Annotated in this window: 24 protein-coding genes and 1 tRNA gene; 17 read left to right on the top strand and 8 right to left on the bottom strand. The window is 59.7% G+C overall.

Annotated elements, in window-relative coordinates; all coding sequences use genetic code 11:
• Positions 1 to 58: 58 nt before the first annotated feature.
• Positions 59 to 1,960 (bottom strand): CASTOR/POLLUX-related putative ion channel, encoded by a 1,902-nt coding sequence (locus IM739_RS14425; RefSeq protein WP_237368402.1) that lies wholly within the window; start codon positions 1,958 to 1,960, stop codon positions 59 to 61.
• Between the two features lie 216 nt (positions 1,961 to 2,176).
• On the opposite strand from IM739_RS14425, the gene IM739_RS14420 reads away from it, so the two are divergent.
• The 7 genes from IM739_RS14420 to IM739_RS14390 all read left to right on the top strand — a co-directional run bounded on the left by IM739_RS14420 (position 2,177) and on the right by IM739_RS14390 (position 9,092).
• On the top strand, positions 2,177 to 3,157 hold the full coding sequence (locus tag IM739_RS14420; protein ID WP_237368401.1) for an ABC transporter substrate-binding protein: 981 nt from the start codon (positions 2,177 to 2,179) through the stop codon (positions 3,155 to 3,157).
• 8 nt (positions 3,158 to 3,165) lie between these two features.
• Positions 3,166 to 4,860, top strand: coding sequence for an ABC transporter permease (locus IM739_RS14415; protein WP_237368400.1), 1,695 nt, complete (start codon positions 3,166 to 3,168; stop codon positions 4,858 to 4,860).
• Complete coding sequence (locus tag IM739_RS14410; protein WP_237368399.1) at positions 4,848 to 5,870, top strand: ABC transporter ATP-binding protein; 1,023 nt, start codon at positions 4,848 to 4,850, stop codon at positions 5,868 to 5,870. Before IM739_RS14415 ends, IM739_RS14410 begins: the two co-directional genes overlap by 13 nt.
• Positions 5,871 to 6,053: 183 nt before the next feature.
• Positions 6,054 to 7,163 carry an endonuclease/exonuclease/phosphatase family protein gene (locus tag IM739_RS14405; protein ID WP_237368398.1) on the top strand — a complete coding sequence of 370 codons (1,110 nt, stop codon included), beginning with the start codon at positions 6,054 to 6,056 and terminating at the stop codon, positions 7,161 to 7,163.
• A 10-nt stretch (positions 7,164 to 7,173) separates the two neighbouring features.
• On the top strand, positions 7,174 to 7,899 hold the full coding sequence (locus IM739_RS14400) for an NUDIX hydrolase (RefSeq protein WP_237368397.1): 726 nt from the start codon (positions 7,174 to 7,176) through the stop codon (positions 7,897 to 7,899).
• Positions 7,900 to 7,971: 72 nt separating this feature from the next.
• Positions 7,972 to 8,889: a PhzF family phenazine biosynthesis protein gene (locus IM739_RS14395; protein ID WP_237368396.1), complete on the top strand. Its 918-nt coding sequence runs from the start codon at positions 7,972 to 7,974 to the stop codon at positions 8,887 to 8,889.
• Between the two features lie 127 nt (positions 8,890 to 9,016).
• A tRNA-Lys gene (locus tag IM739_RS14390) sits at positions 9,017 to 9,092 on the top strand.
• Between the two features lie 342 nt (positions 9,093 to 9,434).
• Here IM739_RS14390 and IM739_RS14385 read toward each other — a convergent pair.
• From IM739_RS14385 to IM739_RS14375, 3 genes are all read right to left on the bottom strand, one after another.
• Positions 9,435 to 10,226, bottom strand: coding sequence for a heme ABC transporter ATP-binding protein (locus IM739_RS14385; protein ID WP_237368395.1), 792 nt, complete (start codon positions 10,224 to 10,226; stop codon positions 9,435 to 9,437).
• 1 nt (position 10,227) lies between these two features.
• Positions 10,228 to 11,247, bottom strand: coding sequence for a FecCD family ABC transporter permease (locus IM739_RS14380; RefSeq protein ID WP_442981137.1), 1,020 nt, complete (start codon positions 11,245 to 11,247; stop codon positions 10,228 to 10,230).
• 65 nt (positions 11,248 to 11,312) lie between these two features.
• Entirely contained in the window at positions 11,313 to 12,188 is an 876-nt protein-coding gene (locus IM739_RS14375) for a heme/hemin ABC transporter substrate-binding protein (RefSeq protein WP_237368393.1), read from the bottom strand.
• A gap of 246 nt (positions 12,189 to 12,434) precedes the next feature.
• Between IM739_RS14375 and IM739_RS14370 the strand changes: the two genes are divergently transcribed.
• From IM739_RS14370 to IM739_RS14335, 8 genes are all read left to right on the top strand, one after another.
• Positions 12,435 to 12,776, top strand: coding sequence for an antibiotic biosynthesis monooxygenase family protein (locus IM739_RS14370; protein WP_237368392.1), 342 nt, complete (start codon positions 12,435 to 12,437; stop codon positions 12,774 to 12,776).
• A 7-nt stretch (positions 12,777 to 12,783) separates the two neighbouring features.
• Positions 12,784 to 13,305: a heme utilization cystosolic carrier protein HutX gene (hutX, locus tag IM739_RS14365; protein WP_237371080.1), complete on the top strand. Its 522-nt coding sequence runs from the start codon at positions 12,784 to 12,786 to the stop codon at positions 13,303 to 13,305.
• A 129-nt stretch (positions 13,306 to 13,434) separates the two neighbouring features.
• The gene (locus IM739_RS14360; protein WP_237368391.1) at positions 13,435 to 16,056 is read left to right on the top strand and encodes a mechanosensitive ion channel family protein; all 2,622 of its coding nucleotides are present in this window, start codon (positions 13,435 to 13,437) and stop codon (positions 16,054 to 16,056) included.
• A gap of 121 nt (positions 16,057 to 16,177) precedes the next feature.
• On the top strand, positions 16,178 to 16,453 hold the full coding sequence (locus IM739_RS14355) for a hypothetical protein (protein WP_237368390.1): 276 nt from the start codon (positions 16,178 to 16,180) through the stop codon (positions 16,451 to 16,453).
• 222 nt (positions 16,454 to 16,675) lie between these two features.
• Positions 16,676 to 17,500, top strand: coding sequence for a response regulator (locus IM739_RS14350; RefSeq protein WP_007598909.1), 825 nt, complete (start codon positions 16,676 to 16,678; stop codon positions 17,498 to 17,500).
• Between the two features lie 104 nt (positions 17,501 to 17,604).
• On the top strand, positions 17,605 to 18,906 hold the full coding sequence (locus tag IM739_RS14345) for a diguanylate cyclase (RefSeq protein ID WP_237368389.1): 1,302 nt from the start codon (positions 17,605 to 17,607) through the stop codon (positions 18,904 to 18,906).
• A gap of 90 nt (positions 18,907 to 18,996) precedes the next feature.
• Positions 18,997 to 19,923, top strand: a complete 927-nt coding sequence (locus IM739_RS14340; protein ID WP_237368388.1) for an ABC transporter ATP-binding protein — start codon at positions 18,997 to 18,999, stop codon at positions 19,921 to 19,923.
• Positions 19,920 to 20,681 (top strand): ABC transporter permease, encoded by a 762-nt coding sequence (locus tag IM739_RS14335; RefSeq protein WP_237368387.1) that lies wholly within the window; start codon positions 19,920 to 19,922, stop codon positions 20,679 to 20,681. The genes IM739_RS14340 and IM739_RS14335 overlap by 4 nt, the downstream gene beginning before the upstream one ends.
• A gap of 5 nt (positions 20,682 to 20,686) precedes the next feature.
• On the opposite strand, the gene IM739_RS14330 is transcribed toward IM739_RS14335, so the two are convergent.
• Genes IM739_RS14330 through cobS form a run of 3 tightly spaced genes read right to left on the bottom strand, consistent with a single transcriptional unit; the run spans position 20,687 to position 22,427 of the window.
• Complete coding sequence (locus IM739_RS14330) at positions 20,687 to 21,388, bottom strand: TIGR02281 family clan AA aspartic protease (RefSeq protein ID WP_237371079.1); 702 nt, start codon at positions 21,386 to 21,388, stop codon at positions 20,687 to 20,689.
• Positions 21,385 to 21,606, bottom strand: coding sequence for a DUF1289 domain-containing protein (locus tag IM739_RS14325; protein ID WP_237368386.1), 222 nt, complete (start codon positions 21,604 to 21,606; stop codon positions 21,385 to 21,387). The genes IM739_RS14330 and IM739_RS14325 overlap by 4 nt, the downstream gene beginning before the upstream one ends.
• A gap of 35 nt (positions 21,607 to 21,641) precedes the next feature.
• The gene (cobS, locus tag IM739_RS14320) at positions 21,642 to 22,427 is read right to left on the bottom strand and encodes an adenosylcobinamide-GDP ribazoletransferase (RefSeq protein WP_237368385.1); all 786 of its coding nucleotides are present in this window, start codon (positions 22,425 to 22,427) and stop codon (positions 21,642 to 21,644) included.
• Positions 22,428 to 22,551: 124 nt separating this feature from the next.
• Between cobS and cobT the strand changes: the two genes are divergently transcribed.
• Both cobT and IM739_RS14310 read left to right on the top strand, forming a co-directional pair.
• A complete protein-coding gene (cobT, locus tag IM739_RS14315; RefSeq protein WP_237368384.1) occupies positions 22,552 to 23,574 on the top strand; it encodes a nicotinate-nucleotide--dimethylbenzimidazole phosphoribosyltransferase in 1,023 nt (340 codons plus the stop codon).
• The gene (locus IM739_RS14310) at positions 23,567 to 23,992 is read left to right on the top strand and encodes a diacylglycerol kinase (RefSeq protein ID WP_237368383.1); all 426 of its coding nucleotides are present in this window, start codon (positions 23,567 to 23,569) and stop codon (positions 23,990 to 23,992) included. The genes cobT and IM739_RS14310 overlap by 8 nt, the downstream gene beginning before the upstream one ends.
• On the opposite strand, the gene IM739_RS14305 is transcribed toward IM739_RS14310, so the two are convergent.
• Positions 23,993 to 25,528: a sensor histidine kinase gene (locus tag IM739_RS14305; protein ID WP_237368382.1), complete on the bottom strand. Its 1,536-nt coding sequence runs from the start codon at positions 25,526 to 25,528 to the stop codon at positions 23,993 to 23,995.
• Between the last annotated feature and the right edge of the window lie 8 nt (positions 25,529 to 25,536).

The following is a 25,536-nucleotide window of genomic DNA, read 5'->3' as shown; positions in this document are numbered from 1 at the left end:
AAAGGCCCGGAGCAGTTGTTTCTGCATCCGGGCCTTTTGCATCACCTCTCGAATTGCGTCAGTCGGCTGCGAGGACAATCACCATGTCGTCCTGACTGAAATGCATCATCTGCCCCTTTTGTGGATTGACCACCACGCCGCCGAGGCGACGCGGATCGGCGGCAGACTCGTTCTGCTTGCGATAGCCGATGGCAATTTCTCCACGGCGAAGAGCCGAGAGCGTGACGGTGTAGAAATTGACAGGCTTGTCGATCGATACGTAGTCCGAGATCGGTCGCATGTAGATCTCCGAGCCTTTTTCATCCAGCAATTCGCCGAAGATCGCGGCCATATAGGCATTCTCCGACGCCTGGGCGAGCATAAGGCTGACCAGCTTGTTGCTGACGACGAAGTCATCGGCTCGGGTCACTTCCGCCAGTTGGCGATTGCGGATGTCGATCATTTCGCTGACGACGCTGATGTGTTTTCCGGCGCTCTCTGCAATCTGGCGCAGTTGAAGCAGGGTGATCAGCGTGTGGGTGTCTGCAGTCTGGGCAGCCATCGTGTCGCTGTAGCCGAGGACCAGGACATGGTCGTATGACGGGATATCCAACTCGTTCAAGGTGCCGCGATGGCTGGTGTCGATCGATCTGGCATCGACCGTCATGATGTCGCGATCGATTTGCAGCGCGGATACCTCATCGACGAAACCGGGTGTTTCAGCTGCGATCGTGAGATGAGATCCGGGCGCCACATAGCGTGAAAGCTCGGTGGCGATGATCGGGCCTCGGCGATTCCAGCCAAGGATCAGGGTGCGTTCAGCCTGCTTTTCGCGGGCGACCGGCGGTAGGATCAGGCTCTGCGCGACGGTCGTCTTGCCTGCGTCCAGTTTGATCGAGGCGTCGTCCTCGGAAATGATGATGGCCTTTTCACCGGCCTCGAATACGCGGTTCGGCGGCGGATTGAGGTGAACCGCGCCAGTGTTGTCGCAGATGCCGATCAGCGTGCTTGCCTGATAGCTCATCACTGCAGTGCCAAAAGGCTTGCCGGTCAGCTCCGGCTGTTCAAGGGTGTAAATCTCACATCCGTCGAAATCGAGCAGTTCGGAATAGACCGCCGACAGCCCGGACTGGCGGCTGGTGTGGACCACGATCCGCGAAATCAGGTCGTCGGCGAGGATGAGCTGCATCTCGCCGCCGCCGACAATACGGGCGACTTCTGCGTTGGCGGCGTTACGGATCTCGGCTGCGATCATGTAGGGCGCGGCGCGGCGCTTCGGATCGTTGACCAGGGCCAGTACGGATTTGATCACGCGGGAATCGGCATCGTCGTCTTCCGGCGACAGCACGATGATCGAGCGGGATGTCTGGGCATTGACGATGTCCAGGTCATAGAGATCCGTCGGATCGCCGCTGCGGCAGATGATCCTGGTGTTCTTCAGGTCATCGACCTTGGTGGCGATCTCGTCTTCCATCTCCACCTTGTCCTTGTGGGCCATGATGACGATGCGCGGATTGCGGCGGCTCTGGTTGGCGATCACCAGTTCGCTGATGATATCGAAGATTGAGGGAGACCAGTTGAGAATGATGGTGTGATCTGCCTCCAATACCCGCGAGCGGCCCTTTCGCAACTCATCGAGCTTGTTTTCCAGACCGGAGCTGATGACGCCGATGAGGGCGGAGAAGACGAAGATGCCGGCGATGGTCACGGCGAGCGAGACCATACGGAAGGACCAGCCGACATCGCCGCCCATGGTTCCGGCGTCCATGGTGCGCATCAGCGATTCCCATGCCGCTTCGATGAAGCTCACCGGTTCGCCGCCTTCCGGTGCAATGCCGGTGAGGGCAAGGAAGATGCCTGCGATCACGATGACAATCAGGGATATCAATGCCAGCCAGCCCATGAGCGCTATCGCGCCAGCCGCCATGCTCTTGTCGAACTCATACCGCAAGCGTGCGCGCCAATGGCTGCCTGTCTTCATGATACTGATTTTCCCGTGAAATTTCGGTTCCAGATCGCAGCATTTGCCTGTGGCTGCAATCCTTGGATGGGAGACTTTGCCGTAGCTTACCCAACAATAGTTCATTGAGTGTTGAAGTGCGGCGCCGGGGATGCAGCCGGCAGGCGTCGCTGCTGTCATCCACCTGTCAAAGGGAACCACTAAGGAGCGGTGACTTGATGCAACGAGGATACCCGGATGACAAAGCTCCTTTGCGCCTTTACCGCGCTTGTTTCCCTTGGCCTGATGGCTGGTTCGGTCAATGCTGCTAACCTGGTGCTCTACACCAGCCAGCCGAACGAAGATGCGCAGGCGACCGTCGATGGCTTCATGGCGGAGCATCCCGACGTGAAGGTCGATTGGGTCCGTGACGGTACCCCGAAGATCATGGCCAAGCTGATGGCGGAGATCGAGGCCGGCAATCCGGTCGCCGATGTGTTGTTGATTGCCGACACCGTGACGCTCGAGCGCATGAAGCAGGCCGGCCAGCTGCTCGCCTACAAATCGCCGGAGGCGGCCAATTATGACGCCAGCCTCTATGACGCCGACGGCGCTTACTACTCGACCAAGCTGATCACCACCGGCATCATGTACAATACGGCGGCCGGCATGAAGCCGACCTCGTGGAGCGACTTGGCGAAGCCGGAAGCCAAGGGCCTGGTGACCATGCCGAGCCCGCTTACGTCCGGAGCTGCCCTCATTCATGCCCAGACACTGGTGCGCGTCGACGTTCTGGGCTGGGACTACTACAAGGCACTGCAGGCCAATGGCACGACCGCATCAGGTGGAAATGGTGCGGTGTTGAAGGCGGTTGCGACTGGTGAAAAGGCTTATGGCGTCGTCGTCGACTACATGCCGCTGCGCGAAAAGGCCAAGGGTGCGCCGGTCGAGTTCGTCTTCCCGAAGGAAGGCGTGTCTGCCGTCACCGAGCCTGTCGCCATCCTGTCGAGCAGCAAGAATGCCGAGGCAGCCAAGCTTTTCATCGACTACGTGCTGTCTGAAAAGGGCCAGGAAGGTTTCCTCAAGCTCGGCTACATTCCAGCACGCAACGGCATGGCCGTACCGGAAGGCTTTCCGGCACGCGACACGATCAAGGTTCTGCCGATCAATGCCAGCGAGGCCCTCAAGGCCAGCGAAGACGACCTGAAGACCTTCTCCGGTATCTTCGGCACCAATTGATCCCAGGTATGACCGTTTCTTCGCAACAGTCGAACAGCCAGCCTCGCTGGCTGTTCCCCTTTGTCGGCCTGCTCGTCTTCAGCCTTTGCGCCTTGCCATTGTTGCGTCTCGTGGTCGCCGGATCTCGTTCGATCTGGAGCGGCAAGGCATTGGACCTGCTGCGCGAGCCAGCAGTCTGGCAGGCTGCCGTCAACACGCTCACGACGTCATTTCTGGGCATGGTTGTCGCTGTGATCATTGGTGCTTCGTTTGCGCTCGCCCTTGCCTTGACCAATGTCCGGGCGAGGGGCGTGCTGGGTTTTCTGTTCATGCTGCCGACGATGATCCCGCCGCAGGTGACCGCGTTGTCCTGGGTCGGGCTGTCAGGGCCGTCCAGTCCGCTGCTGAAGGCGATCGGCCTTGCGCCGCCGCTCGGAAGCCCGCAGCCGCTCTATTCGATCTATGGGATCGCCCTGCTGTTTGGCGTGCAGCACGCGCCTCTGGTGTTTCTCTCCCTGAGGGCCGTGCTGTTGGCGCTGCCGCAGGAAGGCATCGACGCCGCCAAGCTCTCGGGAGCCTCGTCGCGCAAGGTGCTGCGCGATATCGTGCTGCCGCTTGCCATGCCCGGGCTTATTGCAGGTGCTGCCATCGCATTTGTCTCGGGCGTCGGCAATTTCGGCATTCCCGCCATCCTCGGCATGCCCGCAGCCATCTACACACTGCCTACATTGATTTATGCACGGTTCGCCAGCTTTGGGGCCAATACATTCGGTGACATAGCCATGCTTTCGGCAATGATCGCCATCCTTGCCATCGCGGGCCTTGGTCTGCAGGAACGGGCGTTGCGCAATCGGGAATACCGGACCATCGGCGGCGCCGGTCTGACGGCAAGTTTCAGCCTTGGTCTCTGGCGGCTGCCGGTCGAGATGACATTGTGGCTATTGCTGTTCGTGATGCTGGTCCTTCCCTTTCTGGCGCTTTTGGCGGGATCACTCGTCTCGACCTATGGCGTTGTGTTTTCATGGCAGACGATTTCCCTGTCGGCCTATGAGGAGATCCTGTTGCGCCAGGCGGTGACCCGGACCGCCTTCGTCAATTCGCTATGCCTCGCCGGATTGACGGCCTTCGGACTGCTGGTTTTTGGTGTACTCACCGCCTATGCCCTGACGCATACGAAAAGCCGCTGGACGGGACTGGTCGCTGCAATGATCGAGATCCCCTATGCGCTGCCGGGTGTCGTCATAGCGGTCGCCTTCATCCTGATCTTCGCCGCACCCATCCCGCTTGTCGGAGTGACGCTGTACGGGACGCTGTGGATCATCCTGCTTGCCTATCTTTCCAGCTTCTTCGCCGTCGGTCTGAAGCCGATCATCAGCGCATTCCGGCAGATCGATCCGGCGCTGGAAGAGGCGGCGCGCCTGTCCGGTGCCGGGTTCTGGCGGCGGTTGGCGGAGATACTGGTTCCTCTGATCGCACCCGCCGCCGGTGCATCGGTGATCCTGGTTTTCCTGATCGCCTGCAATGAGCTGACAGTGTCCGCGTTGCTTTGGTCCGCCGGTACCCAGACGCTGGGTGTCGCGATCTACAATCTCGACGACAGCGGATCGTATGATCTGGCCGCGGCGCTGTCCGTGCTGGTGGTGCTGATGATCGTCGTGCTGATGTTGCTCCTCGAATGGATGGCGGCCTGGCTGCCGAAAGGTGTCGTGCCGTGGCGAAACTGACCCTGCATCAACTGAGCAAGGATTTTGGCACCGGCCGGCCGGCTGTCGATGCCGTGTCGATGGAGATCCGCGACGGAGGCTTTCTGGCGCTGCTCGGGCCCTCGGGCTGCGGCAAGACGACGGTGCTGCGCATGGTCGCGGGCTTCGAGACGCCGACGGATGGCTCGATCCTGTTAGGTGAGCGGGTGATGTCGGATGCAGCCAGGGTCGTGCCGCCGGAACGGCGCAACATGGCCATGGTGTTCCAGTCCTATGCCTTGTGGCCGCACATGACGGTTGCCGAGAATGTCGGCTATCCCTTGAAGGTGCGTGGGGTGACCGGCGAACGCTACCGCGCGAAAGTGCTGGAGGCTTTGCGATCGGTGCGGCTTGAAGCGTATGGCGACCGCCGCCCAGCAGCGCTTTCCGGTGGACAGCGTCAGCGAGTGGCGCTTGCCCGTTGCCTTGTAACATCTCCCGATGTCGTATTGCTGGACGAGCCGCTGGCCAATCTCGACCGTCATCTCAGGGGCGAGATGGAGGACGCTTTCCGCGAGTTTCATGCGCGCTCCGGCGCCACGATGATCTATGTGACGCATGATCAGGCGGAGGCGATGGCGCTGGCAACCGATGTCGCGGTGATGGCGGACGGCAAGCTGCTGCAGATGGCGGCACCTGACGAGCTCTATGCACGACCGGAGGGCCGGCGTGTGGGCGAGCTTGTCGGGCGTGGTGCCATTCTGTCTGTCCGGGTCGTGGCAGGCGCTGCACGCAATTTCGACTGGCAGGCCGTCCAGCTGGCTTTGACGCGATTGGACGCGCCGTCTGTGGACCTTCTGGTTCGTCCACAGGATGTCCATATCGGCGATGGTGGCTTGCCGGCAGTGGTGGAAAGCGTGGTCTTCGAGGGCGAGCGCTATACCGTGGGCTTGCGCCTCGGCGACGGTCAGTCCCTTCGGGTTCACTGGCGCGAGCGGCTGCAGGTTGGGGCCGTGGTCCCGGTCATAATTGCCGGCGGTTGGCGTCTCTGAAGTCTTTCTGCATCCGCTTGCTTGCGCTTTGCCGGTCGATGCATGGCCATCGTCGATCGAGCTGCGGTTCGGCAAAGTCCATCCGAAATCGGCTGCTGTGTCGCGCTGCCGAAAAATCTCTGCAATAAAGCTCGAAGGTCGTTTCCACAGATTCTCCTCCCGGCTCGAAAGGCTGTAATCGAGATGTCGCTGCGTATCGCAACCTTCAATATCGAGAACCTGATCGCCCGATTCGATTTCACCGGCTTTCGCAACCAGTTGCGCTCAGACCGGGTGCTGAAACTCTTCGAGATCAAGACCGAGCTCGGCTATCAGCAGTTGGAGGCGGCGCGGGTCGTGGCCACGACCGACGACACAAGGCAGCTTTCGGCGCTTGCGATTGCCGATACCGATGCGGATATCCTCTGCCTGCAGGAGGTGGACAATATGGAGTCCCTGCAGGCGTTCGAGTATGGCTATCTCTTCCGCATGGCCGGGGCGGGTTACCGGCAGAAATACATTATCGAGGGCAATGACAGCCGTGGCATCGATGTGGCTGTGTTGATGCGCGAACAGACGCGCGGCGGCGAGCGGATCGAGCTTGTAGATATAAAGAGCCATGCTGCGCTCACCTACAGGGACCTATCGCTCTATCATTCCGGCCTCGGTCCGAATCTGCAGCCGGATAGCAAGATCTTCAAGCGCGATTGCCTCGAGCTTGATCTGCGCATCGGTGGTCGGCCGTTGACAATCTATGTCCTGCATCTCAAGTCGATGACCAATGGTCGCGATGGAGTCGATGGGCGGGAGAGCACCAGGCCGATCCGCGAGGCAGAAGTGAAGGCCGTGCGCCACATCATCGAAAACCGGTTCGGCATGGATCAGGTCTCCGAAGCCAATTTCCTCATCTGCGGCGACATGAACGACTATCAGGAGCGCGTCGACGTCATCGGCGAAAGGCGTCTCGGGTATCGGTTCGAGCCGGTGGGCGGCCTGAGCAGCGCCCTCGACATCCTGTCCTCGGACAACTTTGCCGAAAACGTCATGCTGCGCCGCCATGTTCTCGACCGATGGACGCTCTATCACGCGCGCGGCCCGGAGGAGCAGCATCTGTGCCAACTGGACTATATCTGGCTCTCGCCAGCGCTTGCACGGGCCAATCCGACCGTTGCGCCCGACATCATCCGCAACGGTCAGCCGTTCCGGACACCGTTTCCGCCGGGCCAGGAAATCGAGCGCTATCCGCGTGTTGGCTGGGACAGGCCGAAGGCGTCCGATCACTGCCCGGTTGCGATAACCCTGCATGTGCCGTGAAGAGGCGGTCATGATCGACGAGACCGGCCTCAGGGTCGATGGCACGGTGATGCCGATCCAGTCATATCATCTGGCGGTATTGCCGGGTTTCCATCCACTGGAGGAGACCATGCGCGATGCCATCGCCGAAAACTGGGCTGTCGAGCACGCGGCCAATCCGAGGCTGTTCGATGGGCGAATGATCCTGCAGAACCGGATCAGGCTCAACGGGGCTGCGATCGAGGCCGAAGGCTATCTGTCTTCGTTTTCCACCTTTCTCTGGTGGCGAAAGCAGCAGGACAGGTCAGGGGCCTGCCATCTGTTCGGCTATCCGGTTATTGCCGCGTCTGACGGCACGCTGATTGCCGTTGAGATGGCCTCGCACACGGCAAACGCCGGGCAGGTCTATTTCGCGGCCGGCTCGCTTGATGCCTCCGATGTCGTCGATGGCGTCTGCGATCTTGCCGGCAACATGCGTCGCGAAGTGCTGGAGGAAACGGGGCTTGATCTTAAGGACGCCGCAACTGATGGTTTGGTCTATGCGAGCTATCGGTCGCGCCGGCTGACGTTTTTCCAGATCTTTCAATTCGATGCGACGGCGGAAGATCTGATCACGGCGATCAATCTGTTTGCCGGCTGTGCGCAAGAGCAGGAAATATCAGGCGCCGTCGCCATCCGCAACGGAGACCACAACGCGTATCGCTACAATCCCGCCATGCTGCCAATTCTCGACTGGTACTTCGCGTCGCGGCGGTGACGCCCGTTGCTTGCCTTGCGCGTTGCGCTGGGGCAGTGTGACGGGCCAAATGCGACCGACCGGAGATTGCCCGTGGCACGAAACTATTCCATCTATGACGTTTTCACCGATCGCAAACTTGCCGGCAATCCGCTGGCTGTGGTTTTCGACGGTGACGACCTCTCGGATCAGGCCATGCAATCGATCGCGGCCGAGTTCAATCTCTCAGAAACGGTCTTTGTGCAGAAACTTGGCAATTCTGCGCATGCCACGCGCATCCGGATCTTCACGCCGGCGCGGGAATTGCCGTTTGCGGGCCACCCGACAGTGGGAACCGCGATCGCGCTTGCAGAGCAGGCCTATGGCGGCCAGGACGGCGGTCTCGATCTCGTCACGGTGCTGGAGGAAAATGTAGGTCCGGTTCGCTGTGCCGTCAGGCTCAGGCCCGGCGAGGCGAGCTTTGCCGAATTCGACCTGCCGCGGACCTCAAGCCGCTATGATCTGCCACTCGACCGTCAGGGTATCGCTGACGCGCTTTCGCTGAAGGTTACGGCCATCGGCTTCGAGAACCATGTTCCGGCCATCTGGGGGGCTGGTGTGCCGTTTCTGCTCGTGCCTGTCCATGACATTGCGGCTGTCGAAAGCCTGGAGTTCGATCCACAACTTTGGGAGCGCACGGCGCCTCTGTGTGAGGGGCGCCTTACGCCTGCCTATGTCTATTGTCGCGGCGGGGTCCATCATGCGGCGAAGTTCCATGCGCGGATGTTCTCGCCTGATATGGGCATTACGGAGGACCCTGCGACGGGATCCGCCGTCGCTGCGCTGTCGGGTGCCATCTGGCATTTCGATGGATTGCCGGATGGCCATCACCCGCTGATGGTGGAGCAGGGCGTGGAGATGGGCCGGTCGTCCCACATTCATCTGCATATCGATGTCAAAGACGGTGCGATTTCGCGTGCTCGCATTGGCGGTCAAGCGGTGCGTCTTGCGACCGGTAGTCTCGATCTTTGAAAAATAAGGGAAATTTCGGATTTCTGAAATTTTTTTGACCAAATAGCCAAGAAATTTCGTCTCGGCGCTAGACAAGGTCCGATATCCTGTTTATACGCCCGGTCACGCCTCCAGAACGGGGCGCGGCGGGTGATTAGCTCAGTTGGTAGAGCAGCTGACTCTTAATCAGCGGGTCGTAGGTTCGAGCCCTACATCACCCACCATTGTTCAATCTTTCCAATAGTTTGGACATGTTGTGACCCGAAGGGTCAACGGTGATTGAAACGTTCGCGATCCCAACAAAAGTGCTTTCGCATCCATTTACTTAGGCGCGCTTCAAGCGCGGGCAAGTTGCAGGATTCGGCGCGCGAATTCTCCGAAGCGCGATCGGCAGTCGGCTAATGATTTTCGCTCATTGCATTTGGCTTGTCGCTGCCGGTGCGCGTCCGGGATGTTCCTCGCATGTTCCTCACTTCAGTCGGTCACGTTCACCTTCTGTTGCCATTTTCACGCGCGTTTATGTTTGCTTGCCCTGTGGATAACTGTGGATAACCTGAATAGCCGGCTCAGCGTTGAGCCGACTGCCGCGACTGGGGCAAGACATAGGGGATGTGATGGGCCGGCAGCCGCCCGACCGTTCCGGCGATGCCGTAGACCTCACGGATGATGCTGTCGTTGATCGTATCGCCAGGAAGGCCTTCGCAGACAAGTCTGCCTTTGTGCAGGATGGCAAGATGATCGGCAAACTCTGCGGCGAGGTTCAGGTCATGCAGGATCGCCAGCACGATGCCGCCGGCGCGGGCGAAATCGCGGGCCAGCTCCAGGACGGAAATCTGGTGACCGATGTCCAGGCTTGCCGTCGGTTCGTCGAGATAGATCGCACATGGCTTGCCGTTGGAAACCGGCGAGGGCATCTGCGCCAGCACACGGGCCAGCTGCACGCGCTGCTGCTCGCCGCCGGAAAGCGCGTTGTAGCTTCTTGCCTCAAAACCGCCAAGGCCGACACGGGCGAGTGCCTGGCGGGCTGCCAGGCCGGGCTCCAGGCTACCATGGGCGACCGCGCCCATGCGAACCACTTCCAGCGCTGTGAAGGGAAAAGACAATGCGGTTGACTGTGGCAGGACCGCGCGTTCTGACGCCAATGCGATGGCCGACAGGCCGGTCAGGCGACGGTCATGGTAAAGCACCTCGCCTTGGTCGGGTTGCAATTCGCCCGAGATGGCCTTGAGCAGGGTGGACTTGCCCGCGCCATTCGGGCCGATCACCACCGTGAACCGTCCCGGTGTGAGATCGAGACTGACGCGGTCCAAGAGTGTGCGTCCGCCGCGAATGATGCTGATTTGTCTGGCTCGGATCATCTCACAATCCCTCCATGCTCGAACGGCTGTTTCGACCGAGCAACAGCATGAGGAAGACCGGCGCTCCAAGGATCGCTGTGATGATGCCGATCGGCAGTTCGGCCGGAGCAACAACCGTGCGCGCGATACTGTCGGCAAACAGCAGCAGTGAAGCGCCGCCAAGCGCGGAGGTTGGCAGGAGGAAACGATGCGACGGACCGATGGCCAATCGCAGCAGGTGCGGGACGATTATGCCGACAAAGCCGATCGAGCCGGCAACGGCAACCGTGGCACCGCAGGCAGCGGCCACGGCGAGGATCGTCAACCGTTTCAGGCGCTGGACCGGTACGCCCATGTGAAATGCGGCGGCGTCGCCGAGGACGAGCGCGTCAAGGCCCTTTGCGACGAAGGGTATGATCAGCATGACGAAGCCGACAAAGGGCAGGATCGCGAGAATCTTGGCGGTGCTTGCACCGCTGAGCGAACCCAGCGACCAGAATGTGATATCGCGCAACGCGCGGTCGTCGGCCATGAAGATCAGCAGTCCGGTTGCAGCGCCCGTCATGGCCGCTATGGCGATACCGGAGAGAATAAGAGCCGTCGTCGATGTCTGGCCATGCCGTGTGGCGATGGCATACAGCAGGAACGTGTTGGCAAGGCCGCCCAGGAAGGCCATCAGCGGCAGAAACTGTTCGCCGAGCACGGATTGCAGCGGGAAAAGCAGTGTTGGACCAAGCACGATAGCGGTCACGGCCGCGAGCGCAGCGCCCGAGGTCACGCCGACAATTCCGGGGTCAGCCAGCGGATTGCGGAACAGGCCCTGCATCATGGCGCCCGAGACGCCAAGTGCTGCGCCGATCAGCAGCCCGATGGCCGTACGGGGCAGGCGCACCGCCTCCAGGATCAGCAGGTTCTGGCTGTCGAGAGCTGCTGCATTGCCGCTCAGATAGTCGAGCAGATGGGGCAGGCCGACGCCGGTCGGGCCAACGACGATCGACGTGAAGATGGCCAGGACCAGCAAGAGCACGAGCGCGACCAGCATCAGCAGGCCGAGTGCGGAACGGTCGCCGCTGACGGTGCCGCGACCGGCGAGAAGCGCCAAGGTGTTCACAGCTTGCTCGCCTCCGGGTAGAGCTTGCCATGCAATTCGGCGGCGGCGTCTGCCGCGCGGGGGCCAAGTCCAAGGAGATAGAGCCCGTCCATGGTGACGAAAGCCTTGTTCTTGGCTGCGGGGCTCGAGGCCAGAGCGGGCAGGGCGAATGCCTGTTCCGCCGTCAGATGCATGGCGCCACCGCTCATCACCAGCACAACATCGGGGGCCGCCGCGATGACTGCCTCGTCGGTCAGGGGCTTGTAACCCGACACGGAACTGACCGCGTTCTCACCGCCGGCAAGCCGGATGATGGCATCAGCCGAGCTATGCGAACCGCCAGCCATGATGCGGCCATTGGCAAGCGAGAGGGCAAAGAGCACCTTTTTCTTGGTGCTTGTGGATGTGGTCTTTTCTGCCGTCGCCTTCAGCGTCGCCTCGACCTTGAGCGCGAGCTCATCTGCCTTGTCCTTGCGTCCGATTGCTTCGCCCACGGCGCGGATCTTGGCCGGAATCGCCGATGTTTCCGGCGGGCTCGGAATGCTGACCAATGTCAGGCCGCTTGCCTTGAGAATATTCATTGCATCGGCGGGGCCTGCACCTGCCTCGGCGATGATCAGGTCCGGTTTTTGTGACAGAACTCCCTCCGCCGAGACCTGTCGAACATAACCGATATTGGGCTTCTGCGTGGCTTCTGCGGGAAAGCTGCTGGTGGTGTCAACGGCCACGACCCGGTCGCCTTCACCCAGCGCATAGATGATTTCCGTCACGGTGCCGCCGATGGCGACAATGCGCTTGGCATCCGCTGTCTGGGCGAAGGATGTCGGGGGCGCGATCAGCAAAGCGCAGGCAAGAGAAAGGACGAGGCGGCGGGGCAAGTGAACAGAACGCATGTTATCGCTTAACCTATGGTGCAAGGCGATCGGCAAGCCTTTCGGCTGACGTCACCTCGCTCTGTTTCGGGGTGTGATGGCGCCGGGAAAGCAGCGACATTTAACTTGACTTAGTTACACAAGTTTATCTAGGAAGGCAACAGATTGCAGGCTTGGCGCTGTGTTGGTGAGATCCGAGAAATTGCTCCCGACGGCGATTTGCCTGTATCGCGCCGCGTTCATTTTGGATCGAGAGGGATCAGTCACATGTATATTGCCATGAACCGTTTTCGCGTTGTGCCGGGCTTTGAAGAGGCCTTTGAAAATCAGTGGCTTTCGCGTCAGGCGCGGCTGGCTGAAGTGCCGGGCTATGTCGAGTTCCACATGCTGAAGGGTGGCAAGGCAGAGGATCATACGCTGTATGCCTCGCACACGGTGTGGGAAAGCCATGCGCATTTCGTCGCCTGGACGCAGTCGGAGCAGTTCCGCGCGGCGCATGCCCGCACAGGCGAAAGCAAGGTCCAGTATCTCTCCGGTCCGCATTTCGAAGGGTTCGACGTGATCATCCATGAAGACCGCACCGGCAAGCGCGCCGAAGTTGCAGCGTGAGCGCATGATGGATACGCCAATTCAATCGACCAATGAGCGCCTCGAGCGCGCACGTGCCGCACTTGCAGAAAAGCCGGAAGGCGTCATCGAGCAGATTGCTGCTCAGGCGGATGTGTCGCCCGCGGATGTACTTTCCGTGTTGCCGGCGGGCGCCGCCGTTCTGGTCCCGGCCGAGCGCTGGGATACCGTGTGGAAGGACATGACCGGCTGGGGAGAAATCCTGCTGATCGTGCATACCGATGACGTCGTGCTGGAGGTGAACGGCGCACTCGTCGATGGCAGCGAAGGACATGGCTGGTTCAACATTCATGGCGACAGCCCGATCGGCGGGCATATCCGCAAGGATCGTTGCGTGAATATCGCTTTCGTCGACCGCGGCTTCCATGGCCGCCGCTCGTGTTCCGTCTGGTTCATGAATGGGGATGGCAAGGCCATGTTCAAGGTCTTCGTCCGTCGTGACAAGGACCGTGCACTGATCGAAGATCAGGTGCTGCGCTTCGAGGCCCTTCGGGTCGCTGCCGCTGCTTGATGGCAGAACTTTGAACAATGGCCGGTGGAGCATTTTCTCCACCGGCCATCGTCGTTTCAGCGGTTCTTTCTTTTGCCTATAACTGCTTCTATGGTCCCGCCGATTTCTCATACAGGCTAGGGATTTGCATTGATCCGACTTCGATACGGCTTCTTTTCCATTGTTCTTGCGCTGGCTGCGGTCGTTTTGCCGCCAGTCGTTTTCCATTCCATGGTGGCGCAAGCGCAGACACAAGAGCAGGCGCAGCCCGCTGGGCAGGCTCCCGCAGGAGATGCGGCGCCTCCGGTGTCGGCACCCGCTGCTGAAGCAACGGCGCCGGCAGCGGCGACCGAGCCTGCCGCTGCAGCCACGCCTGCAGCCGCGCAGCCGCTTCGGGATGAAAAACTGGCGAAAGCCGACACGCAAATCGAGCAAGCGCGCAAGCGGCTGGAAAACCTGAACAATCAGGTTGAGCAAAGCAAGCAGGACGATCGTGTTCTGGCTGATCTGAAAGTGCAGGTCGACGGCATGGTCCGTGACCTGCTGGCAATCTCCGTCGAACTCAGACCGCGGCTGAATGATATCCAAACCCGTCTGACCGAACTCGGAGAGCCGCCTGCAGAAGGACAGCCGGCGGAAGCCGCTGATGTCACCGAAGAGCGCAACCGGCAGAACGCCGCTCGCTCGCAGATCAATGCGCTGACCGGTCAGGCCGAGGATCTGTCGATTGAAGGCAAGTCGCTCGCCGATCGAATCACAAGCATCCGGCGCGCAATCTTTACCGATCAGCTTTTCGAACATACCGAAATCAACGCCGAGGTTGCGGCAGAGGCGGCCGAATCGTTCTCCGCGGATGTCGGACGCGTTCACCGTAGCATCGTCAGCTGGATCGTCTTCGTGCTGAAGTACAAGACTGTGCCTTTCGCAATCACGGTCTTTCTTTCCGTGGTGCTGGCGTCTGCGATGCTGTTCATCGAATATCGGCTGTTCGGTTCACTGATCCGCCGCGACCCGATGGTCGAGAACCCGAACTATATGAGCCGCTTGTCGGTGGCTTTCTGGTCAACGATCCTGCCGTCACTGGCGTTCGGCTTCTTCCTGGCCAATACCTATTTCCTTCTCGATACCTTCAATATCCTGCGACCGGATATAGCACCGATCGTCAGTTCTATTTTCGGGTTCGTCGGATTGGTGTTTTTCGTGTCGATGATCTCGCGGGCAGCGCTTGCACCGCGAGCGCCGAACTGGCGGCTCGTCAAGCTGTCCAACGTCGGTGCGCGAGACCTGACGATCGCAATCTTCCTGATGGCTCTGGTAAACGGCCTCGACTATGTCCTGGCGGTGATCAGCGAGGCATTCAGCTCTCCGGTTGTGTTGACGGTCATGAAGAGCCTGATCTCGTCGCTGACGGTCGGCCTGTTGTTGTTCATCGTTTCGTTCCTGCGCCCCGTGCTTGCCGAGAGCGGCGACCCGTTTGACAAGGGCAGGGCCTGGCCGCGCAGCGTTTCAAGCACTTTCCGGCTTGTCGGGATCCTGCTGATCTTTGCCAGCGGCATCGGTTATGTCGGCTTTGCGCGTTTCCTCGCCACCCAGATCGTAGTGACCGGCGCAGTGCTGGCGACCATGTATATCGGCATCCTCTCGGGCAAGGCGATCTCTGCCCCGAACCAGTTCGGCGATACACGCATTGGACAATATGTGGCGAAGCGCTTTCGTCTTGGTCCTGTGGGGCTGGATCAAAGTGGCATCGTTGCCGGTCTGCTGATCTACGCCTTTGCGCTGATCCTCGGCATTCCGCTGATCCTGATGTCGTGGGGCTTCCAGCCCCGCGATATTCAGCTGTGGCTTTACAATCTTTTCACCGAGGTCAATGTCGGCACGATCCGCATTTCAATCTTCGGGATTCTTGGCGGCGTCCTGCTGTTTGCGCTGGGTCTGGTCGTCACGCGATGGCTGCAGAAGTGGCTCGATGGCAATGTGATGGCACGGTCACATGTCGATCCGGGTGTGCGCAATTCGGTGAAGACCGGCATTGGCTATCTGGGTACGGCGCTGGCAGGGATCGTCGGGATATCGGCGGCCGGTATTGACCTGTCGAGCCTGGCACTGGTCGCAGGCGCCCTGTCCCTCGGTATCGGTTTCGGCTTGCAGAACATCGTGTCGAACTTCGTCTCGGGCCTTATTCTGTTGGTGGAGCGGCCGTTCAAGGTCGGCGACCATGTCTTGACCGGAACGACGGAAGGCATCGTCAAGCGGATCTCGGTTCGTGCAACGGAGATTGAGACCTTCCGCAAGCAGTCGATCATCGTGCCGAACTCGGAGTTGATCAACGCGCCTGTAGGCAACTGGACGCACAGAAACCGCATGCAGCGGTCGGAAATCCCGGTGAGCGTCGGTTATGAGGCTGATCCGCAAGAGGTGATCGATCTGTTGCTCGACATCATCAACACGGTTCCCCAGGTCCTGCGCAATCCCGAACCGCATGTCGAATTTCTTCGGTTCGGCGCCTCGTCGCTCGACTTCGAACTGCGCTTCCATCTTGCAGACATGAATGATGGCCTGGCGATCCGCAACAGCGTCCGTATGGAAGTTTTGCGGCGATTCCGAGCGGAAGGCATCTCGATGCCGTATCCGCATCAGGATGTGATGCTGCATCTGAGCGACAGCGACCGCAGTTCACTGCTGCGGCACAATCGCGGAAAGGAAGCGGGACGGAAGCCAAGCGAGAGCGAATTGCATGACGGGACGGATGATGACAAACTCCTGCCATGAATGCCTCATTCAGGCGCCATTCAGGGGGAATGCGTCAGAAGAGGGGTAAGGCCGCGGGGAAGAACCTTCCTGGGAGCGGTCATGCGCAACAGAGGGCGGGGCCTTGAACCCCGCGACCTAAATGATCAGACTTCTGGCAGTGGGTGGCGTGCTTTTCTCTTTGACCCCGGCCCTCGCCGGTGTTGCCGTGGCGGCCTCGATCAGCAACTCGGGCACGTCTTCGATCGTGCTGATCGTGGTTGAGAACGGCAATCGCGCCGAGGTGTCGCTCGACGCCGGAGGCTCGGATTCGATCTGCCCGACAGGCTGCTTCGTAACGTTGCCAAATGGCGACAGGCTGGGTCTTGCCGGTGGCGAAACCGTCGATATCAAGGACGGTATCGCGACGATCAAGTGAAGCAGCCGGTACGGGCGTCTGTGTGGACTGCACGGGCAGATCATAACCGTCCTGCGTGTCCGTCGGCGATCTTGCGCAAGTAGGAATGGTTGCCGAAAGGTCAGGCTTCCGCATTGCTTAACTATCGCCTCGCGTTGCTGCCTTAAAATGGTCAAATTAACGGTTCCGCAAATGATCACTGCTAAATGGCTAAGTGTTGAATAAAACACAAAAAGGCGAGTCATGGCAGTTCTAGGTATTTCCGGGATGCAATATTCCGGGGAAACATTCCCCGATGTCCGCATCATTCTCGGGGAAGATTCCAACGTCTTCACACAGATGATCAGCCAGCGCCTCAAGGAGCTGATGGGCGTCGATATCGAGATCTGCAGAACCTTTGAAGACATGCAGATGGCCAATGAGCTCAATGACGAGCCAGTCGTACTTGCCATATCGAATATCAATCTGCCCGGTGCCGAGAATGGCGAAGCGCTCGAATACATGATCGACTGCAATATCCCGACGATTGTCTTTACCGGGACGTTTCACGACGAAATCCGTGAGAAGCTGCTGGCCAAGGACATTGTCGACTACATTCTCAAGGACAACGTCTTTGCCGTCGATATGCTGGCTGAATCCGTCTACCGGTTCTTGACCAATCACCGGCACCATGTGCTGATCGTCGATGACAGCGCGACCGCCCGTGCTCTGCTCTCCAGTCGTCTCAAGCGTTATAATTTCCGTGTCAGCCTCGCCGATAGCGGTGCCAAGGCGATCGAAATTCTGAAGACCAATCCGGATATCGGTCTCGTTGTTACCGACTACAACATGCCCGACATCGATGGTTTCGAATTGACCCGGCGCATTCGTTCCGTTCGCGGAAGTCACGAATTGCGGATCATTGGCGTCTCGTCGTCCAACAATCGGCTGCTGTCCGCACGCTTCCTCAAGGTTGGCGGTAACGATTTCATGCTTCGCCCGTTCATCGACGAAGAATTCTACTGCCGCGTTAACCAGAACCTTGATACGCTGGTGCAAATCAGAGCGGCGCAAGCGCGGACTAAATAGGCGCGCAGAGCCAATTTCGCGTAGAACAAGCGGCAGGCGGGAACCCGGTTCCACGCCTGCCGCTGGTATTGCAGGTCATTATGTTTAATTCATTTGGTAGTCGCATGCCTGACCATGCCGTTCGGCCTGCGTCGCGAAACAAGGCTCATGTTCTCGTCATCGAGGACTCGCGCTCTCTTTCTTCAATCCTATGTCACCGTTTTGAAAACGAGCTTGGTTATCAGGTAACCCATTGCGCAACGGTCAAGTCGTTCGAGGCCGCGATTGCGGCAGATGTGTTCGATATCGCCGTTGTCGATCTGAACCTGCCGGATTCGTACGACGGGCAAGTACTGGATCAGGTCGTGGCGCTCAATGTGCCGGCCGTGGTTTTCACCGCCGATTTCAATCGAGACATGCGTGAGCGCCTGCTCGAGCGCGGCGTTGCCGACTATTTGATCAAGGACAATGAGCGCGCGCTCGACATGGTCGTCGAGTCGATCGACCGCATTCTTTCAAACCGAAATGTTGGCGTCCTGGTTGTCGACGACGTGGCATCGGCCCGGGCGATGCTGGTCGATCTGCTGCGCGTTCAGAAATTCCAGGTCTATGATGCCGAGACTGGGGCCGAGGCGCTGACACTGTTGGCCGATAATCCTCACATCGAGCTGGTAATCACCGACTACCATATGCCCGATATGAACGGCTACGAGCTGACGCGGCGCATACGGCGTCAACACCACAGCGACCGCCTGCGCATCATCGGGATTTCGTCGTCCTCGGATCGCTTGCTTTCGGCAAGTTTCCTCAAGGCCGGGGCGAACGATTTCGTCTATCGGCCCTATGTCGTCGAAGAACTGCAATGCCGGATACAGCACAATATCGAGACGCTGTCGCAATTGCGGCAGTTGCGTTATGCGGCTTTCAGCGACTACCTGACCGGACTGCGCAATCGCCGTTATTTCTTCGATGAAGGACCGGCACAGGTGGCGAGCATTCGTGCACGTGGCGAGCCATGCAGCATCGCCATGCTCGACATCGATCATTTCAAGAAGCTCAACGACAGCTATGGTCATGAAGTCGGTGACCGGGTTCTGAAGGCTGTGGCGGGGCGGCTGAGCGTCATGCTCGACGGGACCGGGCATATGCTGGCTCGACTGGGCGGGGAGGAGTTCAGCGTGCTTTTGCTCGGTCTTGATGCCAGCGCTGCCGCTGCATTTTGCGAGGGCTTGCGCGAGGACATCGCCCAGATGCGCGTTGTGCTCGACGATTCGGAGCTTGGTGTCACGGTCTCCATCGGCGTCGCGGAAATTGCCGAACAGGAGAGTTTCAGCAATTACCTGAACGCTGCTGACCAGTTGCTGTATTTGGCAAAGCGCTTGGGCCGGAACCGCGTTTATTCCGAGAATATGTTGGTGAGTGGATAAGTTGGTGTCGGCAAGCCGAGGCTGTCACTGGTAACCGGGTATTCGGCACCTATATTCAGCCAGCCGATAGCAAAAGCGAGTCCCCCGCCAATGGCGCCAATCATTTCCATCCGTTCCCTGTCCAAGATCTATTCCAACGGTTTTAAAGCACTCGACAATGTCAGCCTCGATATCGAGGAGGGCGAAATCATCGCATTGCTCGGGCCGAATGGTGCGGGCAAGACGACCCTGATTTCAATCGTCTGCGGCATTACCAATCCCTCGAGCGGGCAGGTACTGGTCTCAGGCCACGATGTGGTCAAGGATTTCCGCAAGACTCGCGGAGAGATCGGTCTGGTGCCCCAGGAATTGACGACCGACATGTTCGAGACCGTCGTCAACACAGTCAGCTTTTCGAGGGGACTGAACGGCAAGAAGCCGAACCCCGAATTGGTCGAGTCGCTCTTGCGGGAATTGACGCTGTTCGAGAAACGCAACAATGCGCTGCGTGAGCTTTCCGGCGGTATGAAGCGGCGTGTGCTGATTGCCAAGGCGTTGTCCCACGAGCCGCGTATTCTGTTCCTCGACGAGCCGACGGCGGGTGTCGATGTCGCGTTGCGCAAGGACATGTGGCAGCTCGTGTCACGCCTCAGGCAGACCGGCGTCACGATCATCCTGACAACCCATTATATTGAAGAGGCGCAGGAAATCGCCGATCGGATCGGCGTGATCAACCGGGGCAAGCTGCTGCTGGTTGAGGACAAAAACACGCTGATGCGCAAGCTTGGCAAGAAACAACTGACTATTCAGCTTCATTCGCGGCTTGAAGAAATTCCTGCAAGCCTTTCGAAATGGAATCTAAATCTGAGCGAGCCTGGCGACCAGCTGATCTATGGCTACGAGCTTGGCAGCAATCACGGTGCCATTGCCCGGCTGCTGCAGGATGTCGATGCCGCCGGCATCGGTTTCGACGACCTTTCGACGCACCAGACGTCGCTTGAGGACATTTTCGTCTCGCTGATCGGAGAAGCTCAATGAATATCGAGGCGATCAAGGCCATCTACTTTTACGAGATGGCACGCACCCGGCGCACCCTGCTTCAGAGCGTGATTTCGCCGGTTCTGTCCATCGCACTCTATTTTATCGTCTTCGGCGCGGCGGTTGGTTCGCGCATGCAGGAAGTCGAGGGCGTGCCCTATGGCGGTTTCATTACGCCCGGCCTGATCATGCTGACGCTGATTACCCAGTGCATCTCGAACGGCTCGAGCGGGATCTATTTTCCAAAGTTCACCGGCACGATTTACGAGATCCTGTCGGCGCCGGTGGCGATGAGCGAGATCCTGATCGGATATGTCGGGGCGGCAGCCACCAAGGGGATGATGATTGCGCTGATCATTCTGGCAACCGCGGCTTTTTTCGTCGACCTTTCCATCGCCCATCCCTTCCTGATGCTGTTCTTCATGCTGCTGACGGCTGTGACATTCAGCCTTGCCGGCTTTATCATCGGCATCTGGGCGAAAAACTTCGAGCAGTTGAGCCTGGTGCCCATGCTGGTGGTGCCGCCACTGACGTTCCTCGGCGGCACGTTCTATTCGGTGAACATGCTGCCGCCGTTCTGGCAGACGGTCAGCCATTTCAATCCCGTGCTATATCTGGTCAGCGGTTTTCGCTGGAGCTTCTTCGAGGTTTCGGACGTGCATCCGCTGACGAGTCTTGCCATGGTCAGCGTGTTCCTGCTGATGTGCCTCGGCTTTCTCGCCTGGATCTTCAGGACGGGCTACAAGCTGCGGCCCTGAGGACCTCAGTCGCGCAGCCGCAATTCATCGGTCTGCATCTGCAGCGATCCCAGCGTCGACAGAAAGCTCATGCCGAGCAGGCTCTGGTCGAGCTTGCCTTCCTCCAGCACCACGCCTTCGACATTGGTGCGGGCAATCGGTCCGAGACGAATTTCAGGGATGCGAACGGGCGCCGCCGCGGCGCGGCCGTTGGCGGTCATCACGGTGCGGGTGAAATTGATCGTTGCCGGATCTATGCCAATGCGCACGGCGTCTTCAAAGCGCAGGGCAACCGAGCTTGCGCCCGTGTCGATCAGAACCGGGACGGAGACCGGGCCGACTTCGATGGTGGTTTCAAAGTGACCGCCCAGCGACTTGTGCAGGATGACTTCGGTCGCGCCGTCTGCCGTCGTCACGCTCACTGCCCTGCCGGGCATCAAGCCGGCCAGTATACGTTCGCCAACTGCGCTGAAATCGTTGCGATAGAGATAGCCCGTCACCAGCACCATTGTGATCAGCACCCAGATCGCCAGTTGCCTGATGCTCTGGCCGAGCGTGCGGCGGCTTGCGACGATTCCAGCGGACAGCATCAGCATGATCGGGAGGGTCGCGACGAGGCTGCCGAAATCATCGTTGCTGATACCGAAACTCTGCCCCACGTCATGATTGAAAACCAGTACAGCGAGGCCAAATCCGAGAATCGCCAGAACTATCATCAGGCGCATCAGCCGGCCTCGCGCTCACGGGACAAGCGGGTGCGACGGGTTTCGCGACGGGGTTTTCTTTCGACCGTTTCGAGCCGTGCCGGGAGCGTTGCCATGATGGTGCGGCGCTCCATGTCCGAATAGGCGGTCCAGCTACCGATTTCATCGCGCGTGCGTCCGCAGCCGAAGCAATAGCCGGTCTTGTCGTCGATCGAACAGATCAGAATGCAGGGTGATTCCATCGCGGCCTTCCAGTCGATTTCCTTATATCGTTTGCCTAAAGGGCGATGGCAAGAGTGACGAGGAAGCCGATCTCGGCAAATTGCTGGCAGGCGCCGATCGTGTCACCGGTCTGTCCACCGAGCCGATGGCGGATGCGAGCGGTAAAAACGTAGCTGATCGCTCCGGAGACGCACACGGCGGCAAGCAGTGGTGCAAGGGGTAGAGTGAGCCAGCCGAGCGCGATGGCCAGTGCACCGCCCAGCACAAGCGCTAGATTGGCGATCTGCTTGCCCGGCGCACCCGCTCGCGATGCCACACCCTCGACCCGCGCGCTCGGAAGGGCGGACCAGTGCCATGCCATCAGTCCGCGACTTAGGCTTGCCCCGGCCAGCCATGCGGCGATGGCGGGCGTATTGGCGCCGGGGGTGCACAGTGCCGCAAGCGCTGTCGTCCTCAGTGCAATCGACAGGATCAGGGCGAGGGCGCCATAGGTGCCGATGCGGCTATCCTTCATGATCGTCAGGGCTTTTTCACGATCATGGCCGCCGCCAAGGCCATCGGCCGTATCCGAGAGGCCGTCCTCATGCAGGGCGCCGGTGATTGCGACATTGACCGCAATCGTCAGCAGTGCCGCTATGGTGGCATCGGCACTGAGCATCTGAGACAGCCACAGAACGAAGGCGGAGGGTAGCGCGATCAACAGTCCGGCGAGCGGGAATGCAGCGGCGGTCCGTGAGAGGCTGCCGTCATGGCCGGTGAAACAACGATCGGGGACGGGCAGGCGGCTCAGAAACGAAACTGCCCTTGCTGTTTCATCGATGTAGGCGCGCCAATCCAGCATTTATCGTCGTCCGGTGAAATGGCGACCGCATCTGCCGCTTTTTAAGTTGAGACAGGTGGCCGTGGCCAGTATGAGAGAGGCCACAAAGCCTGATTTGCTGGAAGATTACAAGGAAGCTCGCCTCATGACCGTTACCGGCCTGCCATTCGACGATTTCCGCGCCCTGTTGCGCGATCTGCCGGGACCCAACGCCGCTGCCCTGGTTGCCGCGCGCGATCGTGACCGTCAGTTGACCAAGCCGCCTGGTGCATTGGGACGGCTTGAGGAAATCGCAATGTGGCTTGCGGCATGGTCGGGCCGGCCGCCGGCGGTCACCCGCCCGCTGGTGGCAATTTTCGCTGGCAATCATGGCGTCACCAAGCACGGCATCACGCCATTTCCGCCTTCCGTGACCCAGCAGATGGTCGAGAACTTTGCCGCCGGCGGTGCTGCGATCAACCAGATCTGCGTGACCTATGACCTGGGGCTGAAGATTTTCGATCTGGCGCTCGACTATCCGACAGGCGACATCACCAGCGAACCGGCGCTGTCCGAGCGCGATTGCGCGGCCACCATGGCCTTCGGCATGGAAGCGATTGCCGGCGGCACCGACCTGCTGTGCATCGGTGAGATGGGTATTGGCAATACGACGATCGCCGCTGCCATCAACCTTGCGCTCTACGGCGGTGAGGCCGAAGACTGGGTTGGGCCGGGCACGGGTTCGGAAGGCGACGTGCTGCAGCGCAAGATCGCAGCCGTCAAGCAGGCTGTCGCGTTCCACAAGGAACACCTGAACGATCCGCTCGAAATCATGCGCCGGCTCGGTGGGCGTGAAATCGCTGCCATGGCGGGTGCGATCCTTGCGGCGCGCATGGAGAAAATTCCGGTTCTGATCGACGGTTATGTCGCGACAGCCGCTGCGTCGATCCTCAAGGCTGCCAATCCGGCGGCGCTCGATCATTGCCTGATCGGTCATGTGTCGGGCGAGCCGGGCCATCTGAAGGCGATCGAAAAGCTTGGCAAGACGCCGCTCCTGGCGCTTGGCATGCGGCTGGGCGAGGGGACGGGTGCGGCCCTCGCAGCCGGTATCGTCAAGGCTGCAGCCGCCTGCCATTCCGGCATGGCGACCTTCGATCAGGCGGGCGTGAGCAACAAGACCCATGGCTAAGCAGAAAAAAGTGTGGGCGGCGAACGAACCCCTCGCGGCCGAGATCATCCAGAAGAAGACCGGCATCGCGCATCTCTTCGCTGCCGGTCAGTATTCCTCGCAAGGATTTCGCCGGCTGATCGGCGAAGCCGCTTTCCGGCATGAACTCCTGGCTCTGGTCGTCGGTCTGGGCCTGTTTGCGCTGGTTGGCGCGACTGTCCTCGAATATCTCGGCTTCCTGATCCTGATGTTGCTGATGTTTTGCGTGGAAGCGTTGAACACGGCGATCGAGGAGCTTGTCGATCGGATCTCGCCTGAGATTTCGACAGTCGGGCGCAATGCCAAGGATCTTGGATCGTTTGCAGTCTTCTGCCTGATCGTCGCAAATGCATTGCTGGTCGGCTACGTCATCGGCTCACGCCTGATCGCCTATCTCTGATCAGGCAAACTGGCGGCGCCGTGGCTCGACGGCCTTGGCTTCGCTGACTGCGGGAAGGCTTTCCAGGACGCGGCTTGATGGCAGGATGGCAATGACTTCCGTGCCTTCGCGCAATTTCGACTTGAGCTTGAATTCCCCGCCATGCTTGGCGAGGATTGCCTGAACGATCGGCAATCCAAGGCCGGTGCCTTGCTCGGCGCTCTTGATGGCGATCGAACCCTGGCCGAAAGCCGAGAGCACGACGGGAATTTCGTTTTCCGGTATGCCGGGACCGTTGTCACGGATGGAGACATACTGACCGCCGCCTGCGGTCCAGCCTGCCTTGACGATGATCTCGCCGCCCTGGGGGGTAAACTTCACGGCATTCGATAGCAGGTTCAAGACAACCTGGCGCATGGCTTTTTCGTCGGCCCAGACGGAGGGCAGGTTGGGTTCGAACTGTTCCTCGATGCGGATATTCTTCGATTTCGCCCTGAGCTGGATCATGCCGATGCCGTCTTCCGCAAGCTCCAGCAGCGAGACAACCTCTTCGCTCAGCTCATACTTGCCAGCTTCGATACGCGACAGGTCGAGGATTTCGTTGATCAGTTCGAGGAGATGTTTGCCCGAGCGGTGGATGTCGCCGGCATATTCCTTGTAAAGCGGGTTGTTCAGCGGTCCCAGGATTTCGGTTGCCATCACCTCGGAGAAGCCCAGGATCGCGTTCAGCGGCGTGCGCAGTTCATGCGACATCGATGCGAGGAAGCGCGACTTTGCCATATTCGCCTCTTCGGCGCGACGGCGGGCCTCGTCGGACAGAGACTTTGCCACTTCCAGTTCGGCGATCAGGTCGTCCTTCTCCGTCTGGAAGGAGAGCAGCTTCAAATTCGCCTGATGCAAACGGTTGGTGATGTAGATGAAGAAGATCAGCGCCGTGGTGAATACCGCCGTCAGGCCGAGGTCGAGCATCTGGCGACTGGTCAGGGAGAGATAGACGAGTGCCGCAACCGTCGGGAGGAAGCCGAACAAGACGGCCTGGCGAAGCAGCATATTGGCCATTGCGGTGACCGAAAGGACCAGCAGCAGCACGGCCCCTTTGAAAAAGACAAAGCCGCTGCCGCCGCAGGTGGCGCATTGCTGGGTGGCAAAAATCGCCCAGGAGCAGCCCATCGCGACCTGACCCGCGAGCAGGAACTGTCGCCAGCGTTTGTGATTTTCCGGCGTGATGACTGTCTTTGAGGCGCGTTTGACGACCAGGATGCAGAGTGCGTGCATGCTGAGCGCGAAAATCGCCCAGAGAAAGAGACGCGGCTCTGATGTGAGATATGTGCCAATTCCAGTGACGAGCAACAGGATGGCCGGCATCACGGCGGCGCCCTGGAGGGTCGCAGACAGATGCATACCGAGGATTTCGACATCGAATGCGGGAGAGACACCTTGATCCGACTGCAGGCGCTCACGGGTCGTGCGCACGGCTTTCGCCGCGGCCCGGCTGTGGTGGGAGCGCGTCAGGTCGACAATGTTCTTGTCGGTGGATGTTGGTACGCCGTTACTCATCACTGGGA

Source organism: Rhizobium sp. SL42 (assembly GCF_021729845.1).
Lineage (GTDB): Bacteria > Pseudomonadota > Alphaproteobacteria > Rhizobiales > Rhizobiaceae > Allorhizobium.
This window is presented reverse-complemented; position numbering and strand designations above follow the sequence as displayed.